The organism is Cryptosporangium arvum DSM 44712, assembly GCF_000585375.1.
Classification (GTDB): domain Bacteria; phylum Actinomycetota; class Actinomycetes; order Mycobacteriales; family Cryptosporangiaceae; genus Cryptosporangium; species Cryptosporangium arvum.
Genome location: NZ_KK073874.1, coordinates 9,009,384 through 9,023,042, shown reverse-complemented (window position 1 = coordinate 9,023,042; position 13,659 = coordinate 9,009,384). Strand labels below are relative to the sequence as shown.

Genomic DNA, 13,659 nt, shown 5'->3' with positions numbered 1-13,659 from the left:
CTGTCGGCTGGGCCGGCCGGTGGGTCAGGGCGACAACACCCGCAGCGGAACGGCCACGGCCTGTTCGATTTCGAATGCGGCTCGGGCGAAGTCGGCCTTGGTGCCGCCGACCGGGTCGGCTATGTCCATCGCGTCGGGCGGGACTGGGCCCAGAACCCCGCGGCGGCTGCGGGCCAGAGCCGACAGCAACTCCACGCGCTCGGTGATTCGCCGGCCGGGGAGTTCGGCGGCTGTGCACGAGTCGAGCAGCCACGCGAACTCGCGCAGGGTGTAGGCGCGGTTCAACGCTTCCGGCCAGAGGGCGGTCACCTGGTCGCGGTGCGTTCGTTCGGCGGCGAGCACCACGTTCGCGCGCCGGATCATCGTCCGTATCAGTTGGCGCGAGGTGTGGCCCGCCGCCGAGACGCCTCGCCGGGCGAGCTCGGCGGCGGCTTCCGGCCAGATCGGTCGGCCGGGGGTGGCGTGGGTGCCCGCGCTCGTCACCGCGACGGCGTCGGCCACCGGACCGAACCGAGCGTGCAGGCCCTCGCGCATCAGTCGTTCGGCGAACGGGGACCGGATCTGATTGGCGGTGCAGACGAACAGAATCCCGCCCAAGCTGTCTCCACCTCGCTGTCCGTGGGACCTCGTTCTAGCAGAATTCAGTCGATGGCGGACGCCGCCCAGCTGCCGTCGCTGCTCACGGTGACGCGGTAGGACAGGTCAGTGCCGTTGTCGAAATGCGCAAGGCACTCGTACGTGCCGACGCCGACCGGGTCGACCGCGCTCTCGACGCAGGTCGCTTCGACGACCGATCCGTCGGCGGAGGGCGTCGACACCAGAGCCTGCTCGAGTGCGGAGGTGGTCATGACCGTGGACGTGGCGCTCAGGTAGAGCGGAACGGTGATGGCGATGACGATGCCGAGCACCAAGGTCCAGACGGCGAAGCTAGCCACCAGGGCACCGGCGAAAACGCCCCAGTAGCGGCCGCCCGGTAGACCCAGGGCGCGGGCGTCGCCGGAGCGTCGGGCGGCCGAAATGGCGCCGAAGATGCCGAACAGCACGGTGAAGACGGCAACCGGCCAGGCTTTGGGGCCGGTGATGGCCGGACCCCAGACCGGAGCCGCCGAGTAGCCGTAGCCGTAACCCGGGGAGTCGAAGCTCGGGGGCGGGCTGTAGCCCGTCGGAATCGACGCCGCGCCGCGGCTCCAGGCCTCCGCGCCGGCCATTGCGGGCACGCCGGCCGGGGAGACCGAGGGCGGAAGCGTGATCGCCGGGGAGACCGGCGCCTCCGAGCCGGGTTCCACGTGGAACGGCGGTGAGGCGGCGGGGGTCAGACCGGAGTCGACGGCGGGCGTCGGCTCGGTACCGGGTGCGGTCATCGGCTCGGCTCTCCTGGAACAGACGGGGCGGCACCTGTGGAGTCGGCGTCGGCGGCCCGAGCGCCACCGATTCAGGCCGACCACTCCCGTCCCGCACCAAACCCGAAGCCGTTTCTATCCGCTCCGCGCCGAGGCCGGCCGCTCGTGTCGAGGTCGGCTGCTCGTGTCGAGGTCGGCTGCTCCGTGCCGAGGTTGGCCACCCCGTGCCGAGGTTGGCTACCCCGTGCCGGGGGCCTGCTCGTGCCGGGCGGGGTTCTCTCGCGCTGGGCGGGTTGCTCCCGCGCCGGGGTTGGCCGGCTCTCGCCCTGGGCTGGCTCCCGCTCCCCGCGTCTCGCGCTGCCTCCCCTGCCGCGCCCGTGCCGCCCCGGGCTGTGCCGGGCTGTGCCGCCCCGCGTCGTGCTGCCCCCGCTCCGCGCCGCCCCGCGGCGCCGGATTGTGCGGCGTCGGATTGTGCGGGGGCCGATCGCCTGCTCTCGCGCTGGCAAGAAAGCGGACCTTAGCTCCCGTATCGAGGCTGACCGCTCCTACCGCGCCATCCAGAAAGCCGACCCCCTCCTGACGCGCCGATGAAGCGCGCCCTCCCGCGCCAGGTTGCCTGCGCCGAGCCGGGGATAACCGCCCCGCTCTGAGGCCGAGCGGCCCTTCCCGAGGCCGACCTTCCCCTCTCGGGCCGGGAGGTAGGCGGACTCGCTCCGGTGCCGAGGCCGAGCGCTTCCTGTCGCGCCGATCATGCGAGTCCCTCGCGGCCCAGTTGCTGTCCCGTTTCGGGCTGGCTGCTTCCGCCTTGGGGCCGCGCAGCCTTACGCCACTGCGTGCCGCGCCACCCGTGCCGCGCCACCCGTGCCGTGACACCCGTGCCGCGCCACCCGTGCCGCGCCACCCGTGCCGCGCCACCCGTGCCGCGCCGCCTTGCGCCGTGCCGCGCCGCCACGCGCCGTGCCGCCACGCGCCGTGCCGCCCTGCGCGGTACCGCGCCGACCGCGCCCGAGGCCGACCGCTCCCTCTCGGGCCGGGAAGAAGGCGGACTCGCTCCCGTGCCGCTTCCTGCCGCGCCGATCAAGTGAGCCCCTCGCGGCCAGGCTGGCTGCCCACACCGGGAGGCCGCGCCTCGCCTCGCCCGAAGGCCGCCCCGTGCCGCCCCCGCGCTGCGCTGCGCCGCCGCTGCGCTGCCCCGCGCCGCCCTGCCCCGCGCCGCCCTGCCTCGTGCCGCGCCGCCCGAGGCTGACCGCCTCTCCCCGGTGCTGACCGCCTCGCCGGAGGCTGACCACATCGTCCCGACGCCCGCCCCCCGTCCCGAGGCCCGCGCCCCGCCACGAGAGCGCGACCCGTCCCGCGGCCAACCGCCCCCTCTCGGCCCAGAACAAAAGCGGACCGACCCCCGCCGCCTCCTGTCCCGCCGTCGAAAACCCCACCGCCTCCTGACGCGCCGACAAACCCCCAGCCCACCGCCGCGAAACCGTCAGGACCTCACCCCTCCAACCGATCATTTCCACATGCGGACGCTTGGCGGACAGCACCGCGGCGTGGCGGTTCTTGCTGCCACCGCGCTCGGCCTTGCCACGCTCACCGCCGGGGAACGCACCACGGCGAGGCTGGAGGGCTCTCTCTATGCTCCCGGCACCCCGCTCACCGTGGCCGCGGCCGGGGCCAGCCCGGACACCCAGCAGATGCTCGTGCGCGCCCGTCCGCTCTACACCGCCCCGGGGTCCGCGGCCGCCGTCGCGCTGGCCAAGACACCGCGCTCGCAGACCTCGACCCGCGCGCTGCTCAGCAAGATCGCCGGGCAGCCGCAAGCGGTCTGGCTCGGTGACTGGCTCACCCCGGCCAAGGCGCGTTCGCAGGCGACGACCCTGGTCAAGGCGGCCAAGAGCGGCAACAAGCTGCTGCCGGTCGTGCTCTACAACATTCCGTTCCGCGACTGCCACGGCTACTCGGCCGGGGGCGCGAAGAGCGACACCGCGTACCGGTCCTGGATCGACCAGGTCGCGGCGGGGCTGGCCGGCGGCAAGGTCGTCGCGATTCTCGAGCCCGACGCCCTGCCGCACCTGGACTGCCTCACGACCTCCCGGCAAGCGGCCCGGCTGGCGCTGCTGCGGTACGCGGTCACCCGGCTGACGAACACGTCCGGTGTCGCGGTCTACATCGACGCGGGGCACAGCGCGTTCAAACCGGCGCAGACCATGGCGGCCCGGCTCGAGCAGGCCGGGGTCGACCGCGCGGCCGGGTTCGCGCTCAACGTCGCGAACTTCCGCGCCACTGCCGACGAACTCGCGTACGGACGGCAGGTCTCGGCGCTCGCGGACGACGCGCACTTCGTCGTCGACGTCAGCCGCAACGGTTACGGGCCGTGGACCGGTACGCAGAGCTGGTGCAACCCGCCGGGGCGGGCGCTGGGCGCGCGCCCCACGACGTCGACCCGCGATCCGCTGCTCGACGCGTCGCTGTGGATCAAGACGATCGGGCTGTCCGACGGCGCCTGTCGCACCGGTGCCCCCAAGGCCGGCGTCTGGTGGCAGTCCTACGCCCTTGGCCTGGCCTCCCGGGCCCGCTGGTAGTCGGCCAGGCGTCGGCGCAGGTAGACGAGTTCGACGTTGCTGGTGGTCAAGCCCAGAGCTGCTTCGTAAGCGGCGATCGCTTCCGGAGCCCGGTCGAGCCGACGGAGCAGATCGGCGCGCACCGCGTGGAAGAGGTAGTAGTTCTCGAGCGGCAACTCCTCGACGAGCGCCAGCGCGGCCGCTGGCCCGTCCAGCTCGGCGATGGCCACCGCCCGATTCAGCGCGACGACCGGCGTCGGCGTCATCGTCAGCAGCAGGTCGTAGAGCTGGCGGATCTGGGCCCAGTCCGGCGGCGGCCCGTCGGTGTGGGCGGCGCTGATCGCGGCCTGCACCTGGTACGGCCCGGGCTGCCCCCGTCGCAGGCATTGACGTACGAGCGCGCGCCCCTCGTCCACGAGCGACCGGTCCCATCGCGAACGGTCCTGCGAGGTCAGCGGCACCAGCGACCCGTCAGCGGCGATCCGTGCCTCGCGTCGTGACTCGGCCAGCAGCATCAGCGCCAGCAGCCCACGCGCCTCGGGTTCGTCGGGCATCAGCTCGACCAGCAGCCGGCCGAGCCGGATCGCTTCCGCGGCCAGCTCGGCCCGCGTCAGCTGGCCCTCGTTGAAGACCAGGTAGACGACGGCCAGCACGGCGCGGAGCCGGTCGGGGAGATCGGCGTCGCGCGGGACGCGGTACGGGATCCGGGCCGCCGCGATCTTCTTCTTGGCCCGGGTGATGCGGGCGGCCATCGTCGCTTCGGGCACCAGGAACGCCCGCGCGATCTCGGGCGTGGTGAGGCCACCGAGCAGTCGCAGGGTGAGCGCGACCTGCGCGGCGGGGGCGAGCGCCGGGTGACAACAGGTGAAGACGAGTCGGAGCCGGTCGTCCTGCACGGGGCCCACCTCCTCCGGCGGTTCGGTCTGGTGGAGCTGGGCGGCCTCGGCGTGCCGGGCGTCCCGGGTACTTTCCCGGCGGGCCCGGTCGATGGCCCGGTTCCGGGCGGTCGTGATGAGCCAGCCGGCGGGGCTCGGCGGCACCCCCTCGGACGGCCAACGGTGCACCGCGGCCGCGAACGCGTCCTGGACGCACTCCTCGGCGGTGTCGATGTCGCCGCAGACGCGGACCAACACCGACACCGCGCGGCCGTACTCGGCGCGGAAAATCGCCGAGAGGCTGTCCTCGGTCAGGACTTCGCCCAGTAGAACGGCCGGACTTCGATCGGGAGCCCGGTCGCGAGCGTGGTGCGTCGTCCCCAGCGCAGCGCCTCGTCGAGGTCGTCGCACTCGATGATCGTGAGACCGCCGAGGTACTCCTTGGCCTCGACGAACGGGCCGTCGGTCACGAGCACGTCGTCATTGCCGAGCGTCCCGTCGGGCTGCAGCCCGCCGGTCGCCCGAACCACGGTCGCGGTCTCCTGGGCCTCCAGCCCCCCGGAGAACAGCCAGACGCCCGCGTCCTTCATTTCCTGTTCGTTCTGCGTGACGCGCTCCATGATCGCCGCGAGGGCGTCGGGCTCCGGCGGGGTGCCCTGGGGCTGGTACACGCTGAGCAAGTACTGCGGCATGGTGGCCTCCGATCCGAGTAGTTGCCCGCTGTACGAACGAGGCAGCGCGGAATCGACAGTCTCACCCACACGCGGTTCATGTCGGTGATGCGCGCGCCGGACCCCGGAACACGATGGAGGGCGACGGCCTACTTCAGCACCGTCTGCCGCTCGCGTGACATCGCCGCGTACGCCCGGGAGATCCACCGGATCCGCGGCGGCATCCGCGACCACACCACGCTCATCGTCCGCATCACGCGTTCGAACCGACGCTGGTCGCGCGCGGTCCAGGTGATGCCGAGCTTCTCCCGGACGACCGGCGGGAACACACCGTAGTTGAGCCACCGCAGCGGTGGGGCGATCAGCGGCGCGCCCAGGCGCCAGATCCACCGCGGCACGCCGGGGTAGGTCACGTCCCCGAAGTGGTCGAACAGCGCGAGCAAGCGGAGCGCGGCCGGCGTCGGCTCCAAGACCGAAGCGCACGTCCGATCCCAGTATTCGAAGAACGCTGCGTAATCAGCCGGCACCGGGCGCATGGTGAGTCCGTACATCGCGTACCAGTCGACGGATTCGCGATAGAGCTGTTCTTTCTGTTCCGGAGTCAGGATCGTGCCGCCGATCTCGATGCCGAAGAAGATCGCCCGCACGAACGTGGCGTGAGCCCAGTAATAGGTGTCGGGGTCGAGCGCGTGATAGCGCCGACCCTGGTCGTCGAGGCCGCCGATCGGTTCGTGGTAGCGGCGGATTCGCTCGGCGGTGGCGTGCGCCTCCGGCCCGTCGTACACCACGCCGAGGATCTGCGGCAGCGACCGGATCAGCCGGTCCCAGGGGTCGTCGTAGACGTCGGAGTGCTGCGTGACGCCGGCGCCGAGCGCCGGGTACATGTTCTGCAGGATGCCGTAGGCGGCGCCGTGCAGGTACCCGAGCCGGGAGCCGAAGTGCTGCCAGATCAGCGAGTCGGGTCCGAACGGCTCCGGTAGCGCCATGGGACCTCCGTGACTCGAGTGACGCGAATCAACTGCCGAAATGCCGTTCTTTAAAACAATCTAGTAGCAGCGTGAACTCCACATTCGGGTCCTGGTGCATTGGCCGACGCCGTTTACCGTTGATTAGCGACAAGAGCGGGCCCTGGTATCCGGTGGGGGAAGCCGATGCGGCTCATCGCAGGACGGTACGAATTGCAGAAAGAGCTGGGCGCCGGCGGTATGGGGGCCGTCTGGCTCGGCCGGGACCAGGTGCTTGGCCGGCCGGTGGCGATCAAGGAGATCCGCCTGGCGGCGACCGGCGCGACCAAGCTGACCGCGGCGGCCTTCCAGGAGGCGCGGGCCGCGGCCGCGCTCAACCACACCCACATCGTCCCGGTGTACGACGTGGTGGAGTACCGCAGTCGGCCGTGGATCGTGATGCTGGCCATCGAGGGCCCGACGCTCCAGCAGCGGGTGCAGAGCGACGGGCCGCTCGAGCCCGACGCTGTCGCCCGGATCGGCGTGAGCCTCGCGTCGGCCCTCGACGCCGCGCACGGGCAGGGGATCGTTCACCGCGACGTGAAGCCGTCGAACGTGATGCTCGCCCGGGACGACCACCCGTGGCTCGTCGACTTCGGCATCGCGCAGCCCCGTAGCTGCGTACCGGCCGACGAGGCGCCGGCCACCGTCGGGGACGACCTCGCGATCATCTCCCGCGCGGCCAAGGGCAGCGCCGGTTACGCGGCGCCCGAGCAGGTGCGCGGCGATCCGCCCGAGCCCGGCGTCGACGTCTTCGGGCTCGGCGCGACGCTGTACTACGCGGTCGAGGGCGAGCACGCGTTCAGCGGCGACGACGCCTGGGCCACGCTGATGGCGCCGCAGTTCGAGTCGCCCCGGCGGCCGAGACGAGCCGGCTCGCTCGGGGCGATGCTGCTGCGGATGATGGCGCGGCAACCGGCCGACCGCCCGACGCTGGAACAGGTCCAGGCCGCGCTGCGGTTGCCGCCCCGGCGGACCTGCTTCCGCCGCCGTGGTCACTCCGGGGCGGCACCGCTCGGCGTCACGGTCGCCACCAGCGCCCGGTGATCACCCACCGGCAGGATCTGCGTACGCAGTGACTCCACCGTGAACCCCTGCGTGATCACGTAGTCGATCGTGCGGTCGGGGTGGCGCAGCGGGAAGGTCTCGAGCCCCGCCGTCGCGCTCCAGCCCGCCGCCTCCACGGCCGGAACCACCACCGACGGCGGCAGGTTCAGGTCTCCCATCAGCAGGTGCGGGCCGGGGCGGCGACGCAGGACGTCGATGACGGCCGCGAGCTGGATCTCGGCCAGCGCCGGCCGGAAGTCCAGGTGGGTGACGCCGACCGAGAACGTCTCACCGGCCGCGTGCACGTGCGCCAGGATCGCGACGCGCTGCTCCGCGCCCTCGTAGCGAGACGTCTGCGGCAGCAGCACGACCTCACGATCACCCAGGTCACCGTCGACGAGCAGCGCGTTGCCGTACTCGCCGCCCTCCATCTCCATCGCGGCGCCGAAGCACGACTGCATGCCGGTCTCCTCGGCGGCGAGCGCGGTGAGATCGGTGCCGCCCGACCGGGTCGTGCACCGGTCGACCTCCTGCAGTGCGATCACCGAGGCGCCGAGCTCGGCGCATGCCTTGCCGAGCAGACCGGGCTCGACGGCGCCCGCCTCGGTCCGCCCGTGCTGGATGTTGAACGTCGCCACGACCACGGAAGCCATACCGAGCGCTTACCCCGTAGATGGGCGACACATGTTTGGTGGTCGGAACGGGTAGCGAAGCGTCAACCCCTTGCATCAGGAGAGGAAGCGATGGCTCTGCCCTACCCCACGCTCCCCGGTGACGTCGACCGGGCGGTCGCCGACGACTTCGCCGTTGTGCTTCGCCTGCTCGACCACCTGGAGAACGTCGCCGGCGACCGGCGGACGCTCGCCGATCAGCTGGTGCACCGCTACACGTCGCTCTCGGCAGGGCTGGAGCAGGTCGTCTTCCCGGCGTTCAAGGAGCACGCCGCGGTCGACGACGCGATGAGCGCCCAGCACTCGGCCAAGGAACGGCTGGCCGTGATCGAGGCCGCCGAGCCCGGAGAGGCCGAGTTCGAGCAGGCGCTGCTGCGGCTGATCGAAGGCACGCGGCTGCACGCCGCCGAGGTCGAGGGTGACCTGCTTCCCGCGCTGCGCGCGTCCGGTGCGAACCTGCGCGCGCTCGGCGACGATTACCTGGCGGCCCGCCGCCACGCCCCCAGCCACGCGCACCCCGACGCACCGACGTCGCCGGGGGCCTCGAAGATCGTCGCGGCGGTCACCTCGGTGATCGACGGATTGCTCGACCGGTCGTCCGGCCGGGTCGAGCGGCTGGCCACCGACGCGTCCGGCCTGCTCGACCACGACGCTCAGCGGGTCGTCGACGCCTTCGCGAACCTCCAGCCGCGCCCGCTCGACACGCTCACGCCCGAAGAGGCCCGCGAACAGCCGACGTTCCGCAACGCGGTCTCGGTGGCGGCGCCCGATCCGGCCGAGCGGCGGACGATCGCCGGCGTGCCGACGCTGCTGTTCCGGCCGGCCGGGGTGGAGACCGTGCTCCCGGTCGTCGTGTTCGCGCACGGCGGCGGCGGTGTGGTGGGCGCGGCGGCGAACACGTCCGCGCAGGCGCTCTGCGATCAACTGGACTGCCTCGTGGTCAGCGTCGACTACCGGCTCGCGCCGGAGCACCCGTTCCCGGCCGGGCACGACGACGTCCGGGCGGTACTGGAGTGGGTGCTCGTCAACGCGGGCGAGCTCGGCGGTGACCCGGCCCGGGTGATCGCGGCGGGCGAGTCCATGGGCGCCAACCTGGTGGCGTCGGCGGCGGCGGCGAGCGAACCGAAGCCGGTGGCCCAGTTGCTGCTCACGCCCCTGACCACCGCCACCCAGGACACCCCGTCGATGTACGACTCGGCCGACGCGGCGCTGCTGGACCGGCCCACGCTGGACTGGTTCCTCACGCACTTCTTCGCCGACCCCGCCGACGCGCTCGACCCGCGGTTCGCGCTGCTGGAGGCGCCGGCCGAGATGCTTGCCGCGATGCCGCCGACGCATGTCGTCACCGCTGAGCGCGACCCGCTGCGCGACCAGGGTGAGTTGTTCGCGGCGCGGCTGGCCGAGGCCGGTGTGCCGACGACGCTGAGCCGCTACACCGGCGTGCCGCACGCGTTCTTCGGCCTCGGCGCCGACGTGCAGGCCTCGGTGCAGGCGCAGCTGGACGCCGCCGGCGTCCTACGCCCGTACCTGGGTTCGTAGCCGCAGCACCTCGGCGCGGGCATGCTCCACCCGGGGCGTGTCCGCGCCGCGCGCGGCGGCGAGCTCGTGGGCGAGGTCGCCGACCGCCTCGACGAGATGCCGACCCCCTCGCACCTGTTTGCGGTAGCGCTTCCGGTCCCGGCGCAGGCCGCTGACCGCGGTGAGCAGATCCGCGTCGACGACACCGGATTCGACCTCGGGGCCGAGCAGGTCCCTGGTCCAGCCGCGTTCGGTGCGTGCGGCGCGCCGCAGGACGTAGAACAGCACGGCCAACTCGATCGGCACCAGCACCAGCCAGGGCAGCGCGGCCGCCACGATCGGGTTGCCGAACGACAAGCCACCGGCGTCGTCCCAACTGAAGTGGAAGAACATCGCCACCAGGCAGGTCAGCACACCGCGGACGACGTTGCGGTCGCCGGGCGTCCGGCCCAGGATCCACATCACGCCGGCGCAGAAGATCGCGCTGAACAGCGTGTGCGAGACGATCCCCGCCGCGCCCCGGATCGCCAGGATCTGCAGCGTCGAGCCCAGTTGGTCGGTGCCGAACGTCGCCTGGGCGTTGTTGTAGACGTAGAGCACGTCCTCGAAGACCTGGAACCCGAGGCCGACGTAGGCGCCGATGATGAACCCGTCGTAGGCGCTGCGCACCAGCCGGGGCGCGAGGCCGATCAGCACGATCAAGCCGAGCGCCTTGCCCCACTCCTCGTTGATCGGCGCGGTCAGCCCGGCGCCCCAGTCGCCGGCGCCGTCGGGGCCGAGGAGCTTCGACCAGATCTCCAGCAGCGCGCCGTTGGCGGGGAGCGCGATCCAGAACGGCGCCGCGATGCCGCCCCAGAAGAACGCGGTGAGCAGCAGGCCGGCGGGCTGGGCGGTGTAGCGGTTGTGGTGGCGCAACAGCAGCAGCCACGGCACCAGATAGCCGCCGAACAGCACGATTCCGCTGGTGAGGGCCAGCCCGTACGGACCGAAGGCCGGACCGAAGAACTTCACCATCGTGACGGCGCCCGCGCCGAGTCCGAACAGATAGACCCAGAACACCGGGTTGTGCGGCTGGAAGAACCGGTACGGGACGCCCCAGCCGGACTGCTCGATGGCGTCGAGCTGGGCGTCCTTGGCCGTCATGCCCGCTCCTCCGGCTTGATGCTGCGCAGGAACGCGCCGATCTCGTCCTGGTCCTGCTCGAATTCGCCGGGCGCCGCGGCCACCTCGACGAGCAGCGCCGGCGCGGTGTCGGCGGCGGCACCAGCGGCCAGCTTGAAGGCCGCGTCGAGCCCTTCGCCGCGCGGACCGCTCTCGGTCTGGACGACGCCGACCAGGCCGGCGTCGGTGGTGAACGACGCTCGTGGGCCGGTGACGGCCGGAGCGCGCTCCTCGACCCGGCGGACCTGGTCGAGGAACGCGGTCGCGGTACCGGTGAACGCGCCGCCCTGCAGGTGGATCGTCGCTCCGCCCTTGACCAGCGTGACGTCCGTGCTGCCGGGCCCGTCGCCGACGAGCGTGCCGTCCTCGAGCTGCCACCCGACCGGCGGAACGACGGTGGCGCCGTTGCCGAGCGCGAGGACGTCACCGGCCTTCGTGGGGTTGTCCCAGGGGATCAGAGCGTTGAGGCCCTGGAACCCGTAGATCAGCACCAGGCCTACGACGAGGACGAACAGGGCGGGACGGAACTGACGGCGATCGAGGCCGAGGAACCGGTGTTCGACCGGTACCCATCCCTCGGGCGGACTCGTGTTCACGAGTCAGTGATGGTACTGGTGAACCACGGCGTGACCCCGGCCCCGGCCGATCATCCAGCGGTTGACCGGAGTGGTCACCACGAAGGCGATGAGCAGCGCGACCAGCAGAGAGCCCCAGAACAGCGGGCTGCCGAGCCCGGCATCCATCGCGCCGGGCACCGCGAGCACGATGCCGTTGTCGACGATCTCCATGACCGCGATGGAGACCGTGTCGGCGGCGAGGGCGACGCTCAGGGCTTGCCGGAACGACACCCCGGCCGCGAGGACACCGCGCATCGTCAGCGCGTACCCGAAGACGAACGCCAGTGCGATCGACAGCACGACCGTGGCCGCGTTGTGCCAGCCCAGCGAGGTTCCGATGACCATTCCGAGCACTTCGCCGATCGCGCAGCCGGTGAGGCAGTGCAGCGTGGCCTGTAACGCCGGGCGCCAACCATTGGTCTCCATGGCGCCCAGCATACCCCCTGGGGGTACCCTCAGCCGGTCATGATCCCCACCGGCAGGTAGGCGCCGACCACCCAGTTCGGAGCGTCGACGACCTCGGTGATCTTGAGGTCGACGGCGACGCTGCACAGCAGGTAGGCGTCGACCGGGCCCAGCCCGTACTCGTGCCCGAGGTGGTCGATCATCGCCCGGACCGCGTCCTGCGCGGCGGCCATGAGGTCGGGACCGACACCCGTCGTCGCGAACCAGCCGGCGTCCTCGAGCCCGGCGCGCAGCGGCCCGGGTGTGCGCAGCTGCGGGCCGGAGATCGTGCGACCTTTGTGCAGACGCAGGCGGACCTCACCGTGCGCCGATGCCTCGATGGCGCTGACGCAGACCTCGCCGTCACCCTGAGCGGCGTGCGAATCGGCCAGGGCGAGCCGCGCTCCCGGCGTCTGCACCGGCAGGTAGAGCTTCGAACCGGCGACCAGGTCCCGGCAGTCGAGGTTGCCGCCGAAGTGACCGGGCGGGAGGACCGGCTGGGGCTCCACGACGTCCGGGCAGACGCCCATGACGCCGAGGAACGGCCGGATCGGGATCCGGGCGGCCCCCAGGAAATCGGCGTGGGTACCGGACGACAGGTCCCAGCGGTGGAACGCGGAGTCCGGGAAGTCGTCGGCGAGCAGGCCGAGCCCCGGCACGATCGCCGTCCAGCCCCAGTCGACCGGGGTGACGTCGACGACTTCGATCTCGAGCACGTCGCCGGGTTCGGCGCCGGCGACGACGATCGGCCCCGCCATCGGGTAGACCGCGTCCCAGTCGAGGTCGGGCACCGAATCGCCGGTGTGCAACTCGTCGAACTGGCCGCCGAGGGCTTCCTGGATGAAGAACCGCACGGAATCGCCGTCGGCGACCGTGAGGGCGGGCTCGTGAGTGGTGGACCAGAGTCGGTGCGGTGGGCCGGTGAGCTCGTGGACGGCCATACGCGACTCCCGGGTCAGCAGGTCATCAGATGACTGGAGAGTGTCCGCGCCCTGTTCTCCCACTGTCAATGGGGTAACTTGTCTGATGACCTGATGTCTCGACGGACGGGGGGGACGAACGTGGGGTCAACACTCCTGGGCGAAGAGCGCGACGGTCTCGTCGAGGTGAGCGGTCGTGGCCGCGACCGCCGCGTCGGCGTCGCCGGCCTCGATCGCGTCGAGCAGCACCTCGTGCCGGTCGTTCGCCTGCTGGGGAACGACGATGTCGGCCACCACGCCGAGCGCCCCCTCCAGCGGCGGACGGAGCGCCCCGTACATCTCGACGAGTACCGAGTTGCCTGTCGCCTCGGCCGTGACCTGGTGGAACATCGAATCGGCCGCGATGAACGCCGGGATGTCGCCGGTCTCGGCGTGCCGACGGCAGTCCGCCAGCGCGCTACGCAGGCGCTCGACGTGCCGGCTGGTGCGCCGGGCGGCGGCCAGCTGGGCGATCAGCACCTCGAGGGCCCGGCGCACCTCGAACACCTCCGGTACCCGGGCCGCGGCCAGCCGCGCCGGGAGCCCCGGATCCTGCGCGACGAACGTGCCACGACCTTGCCGGGTCTCCAGCAGGCCGGTGTGCGAGAGCGCGCGGATCGCCTCCCGCAGCGTGGAGCGTCCCACCCCGAGCCGCTCGGCGAGCTGCGGTTCGCTCGGCATGCGGTCGCCGACCGAGAGCCCTTCGTGTTCGACGAGTTCACGCAGGCTCGCGATGACCTGATCGACGAGGAGGCGGCGCGTGGGCATCGCGATCTGCCGGTCCTCGGTCACGTCGC

Annotated in this window: 14 protein-coding genes; 3 read left to right on the top strand and 11 right to left on the bottom strand. The window is 72.1% G+C overall.

Annotation, left to right across the window (positions count from 1 at the left end):
- Positions 1–24 precede the first annotated feature (24 nt).
- Together CRYAR_RS41570 and CRYAR_RS41565 are read right to left on the bottom strand one after the other, a co-directional pair.
- Positions 25–597, bottom strand: a complete 573-nt coding sequence (locus CRYAR_RS41570; RefSeq protein ID WP_035859228.1) for an arsenate reductase/protein-tyrosine-phosphatase family protein — start codon at positions 595–597, stop codon at positions 25–27.
- Positions 598–641: 44 nt separating this feature from the next.
- Complete coding sequence (locus CRYAR_RS41565) at positions 642–1,361, bottom strand: hypothetical protein (RefSeq protein ID WP_035859225.1); 720 nt, start codon at positions 1,359–1,361, stop codon at positions 642–644.
- Positions 1,362–2,854: 1,493 nt separating this feature from the next.
- Between CRYAR_RS41565 and CRYAR_RS41555 the strand changes: the two genes are divergently transcribed.
- Positions 2,855–3,916, top strand: coding sequence for a glycoside hydrolase family 6 protein (locus tag CRYAR_RS41555; protein WP_051571758.1), 1,062 nt, complete (start codon positions 2,855–2,857; stop codon positions 3,914–3,916).
- Here the strand turns inward: CRYAR_RS41555 and CRYAR_RS41550 are convergent.
- From CRYAR_RS41550 to CRYAR_RS41540, 3 genes are all read right to left on the bottom strand, one after another.
- Positions 3,880–5,085 (bottom strand): sigma-70 family RNA polymerase sigma factor, encoded by a 1,206-nt coding sequence (locus CRYAR_RS41550; protein WP_035869991.1) that lies wholly within the window; start codon positions 5,083–5,085, stop codon positions 3,880–3,882. The genes CRYAR_RS41555 and CRYAR_RS41550 overlap by 37 nt on opposite strands.
- A complete protein-coding gene (locus tag CRYAR_RS41545) occupies positions 5,082–5,462 on the bottom strand; it encodes a YciI family protein (RefSeq protein ID WP_035859220.1) in 381 nt (126 codons plus the stop codon). The genes CRYAR_RS41550 and CRYAR_RS41545 overlap by 4 nt, the downstream gene beginning before the upstream one ends.
- 128 nt (positions 5,463–5,590) lie before the next feature.
- Positions 5,591–6,427, bottom strand: a complete 837-nt coding sequence (locus CRYAR_RS41540) for an oxygenase MpaB family protein (protein WP_051571756.1) — start codon at positions 6,425–6,427, stop codon at positions 5,591–5,593.
- A gap of 165 nt (positions 6,428–6,592) precedes the next feature.
- On the opposite strand from CRYAR_RS41540, the gene CRYAR_RS41535 reads away from it, so the two are divergent.
- A complete protein-coding gene (locus CRYAR_RS41535) occupies positions 6,593–7,492 on the top strand; it encodes a serine/threonine-protein kinase (RefSeq protein WP_084701644.1) in 900 nt (299 codons plus the stop codon).
- On the opposite strand, the gene CRYAR_RS41530 is transcribed toward CRYAR_RS41535, so the two are convergent.
- Positions 7,441–8,145, bottom strand: coding sequence for an endonuclease/exonuclease/phosphatase family protein (locus CRYAR_RS41530; RefSeq protein ID WP_035859218.1), 705 nt, complete (start codon positions 8,143–8,145; stop codon positions 7,441–7,443). The genes CRYAR_RS41535 and CRYAR_RS41530 overlap by 52 nt on opposite strands.
- Before the next feature lie 90 nt (positions 8,146–8,235).
- Between CRYAR_RS41530 and CRYAR_RS46630 the strand changes: the two genes are divergently transcribed.
- Positions 8,236–9,702 (top strand): alpha/beta hydrolase fold domain-containing protein, encoded by a 1,467-nt coding sequence (locus tag CRYAR_RS46630; protein WP_051571753.1) that lies wholly within the window; start codon positions 8,236–8,238, stop codon positions 9,700–9,702.
- Here the strand turns inward: CRYAR_RS46630 and CRYAR_RS41520 are convergent.
- The 5 genes from CRYAR_RS41520 to CRYAR_RS41500 form a co-directional block, all read right to left on the bottom strand.
- Positions 9,679–10,824: a PrsW family intramembrane metalloprotease gene (locus CRYAR_RS41520; protein WP_035859215.1), complete on the bottom strand. Its 1,146-nt coding sequence runs from the start codon at positions 10,822–10,824 to the stop codon at positions 9,679–9,681. The two genes, CRYAR_RS46630 and CRYAR_RS41520, sit on opposite strands and share 24 nt — an antisense overlap.
- Entirely contained in the window at positions 10,821–11,438 is a 618-nt protein-coding gene (locus CRYAR_RS41515) for a hypothetical protein (RefSeq protein ID WP_035859212.1), read from the bottom strand. Before CRYAR_RS41515 ends, CRYAR_RS41520 begins: the two co-directional genes overlap by 4 nt.
- A gap of 3 nt (positions 11,439–11,441) precedes the next feature.
- Positions 11,442–11,897 (bottom strand): DUF4396 domain-containing protein, encoded by a 456-nt coding sequence (locus CRYAR_RS41510; protein ID WP_051571751.1) that lies wholly within the window; start codon positions 11,895–11,897, stop codon positions 11,442–11,444.
- A gap of 17 nt (positions 11,898–11,914) precedes the next feature.
- The gene (locus CRYAR_RS41505; protein ID WP_035859208.1) at positions 11,915–12,844 is read right to left on the bottom strand and encodes an acetamidase/formamidase family protein; all 930 of its coding nucleotides are present in this window, start codon (positions 12,842–12,844) and stop codon (positions 11,915–11,917) included.
- 126 nt (positions 12,845–12,970) lie between these two features.
- Entirely contained in the window at positions 12,971–13,654 is a 684-nt protein-coding gene (locus CRYAR_RS41500; RefSeq protein WP_051571749.1) for a FadR/GntR family transcriptional regulator, read from the bottom strand.
- Positions 13,655–13,659 lie beyond the last annotated feature (5 nt).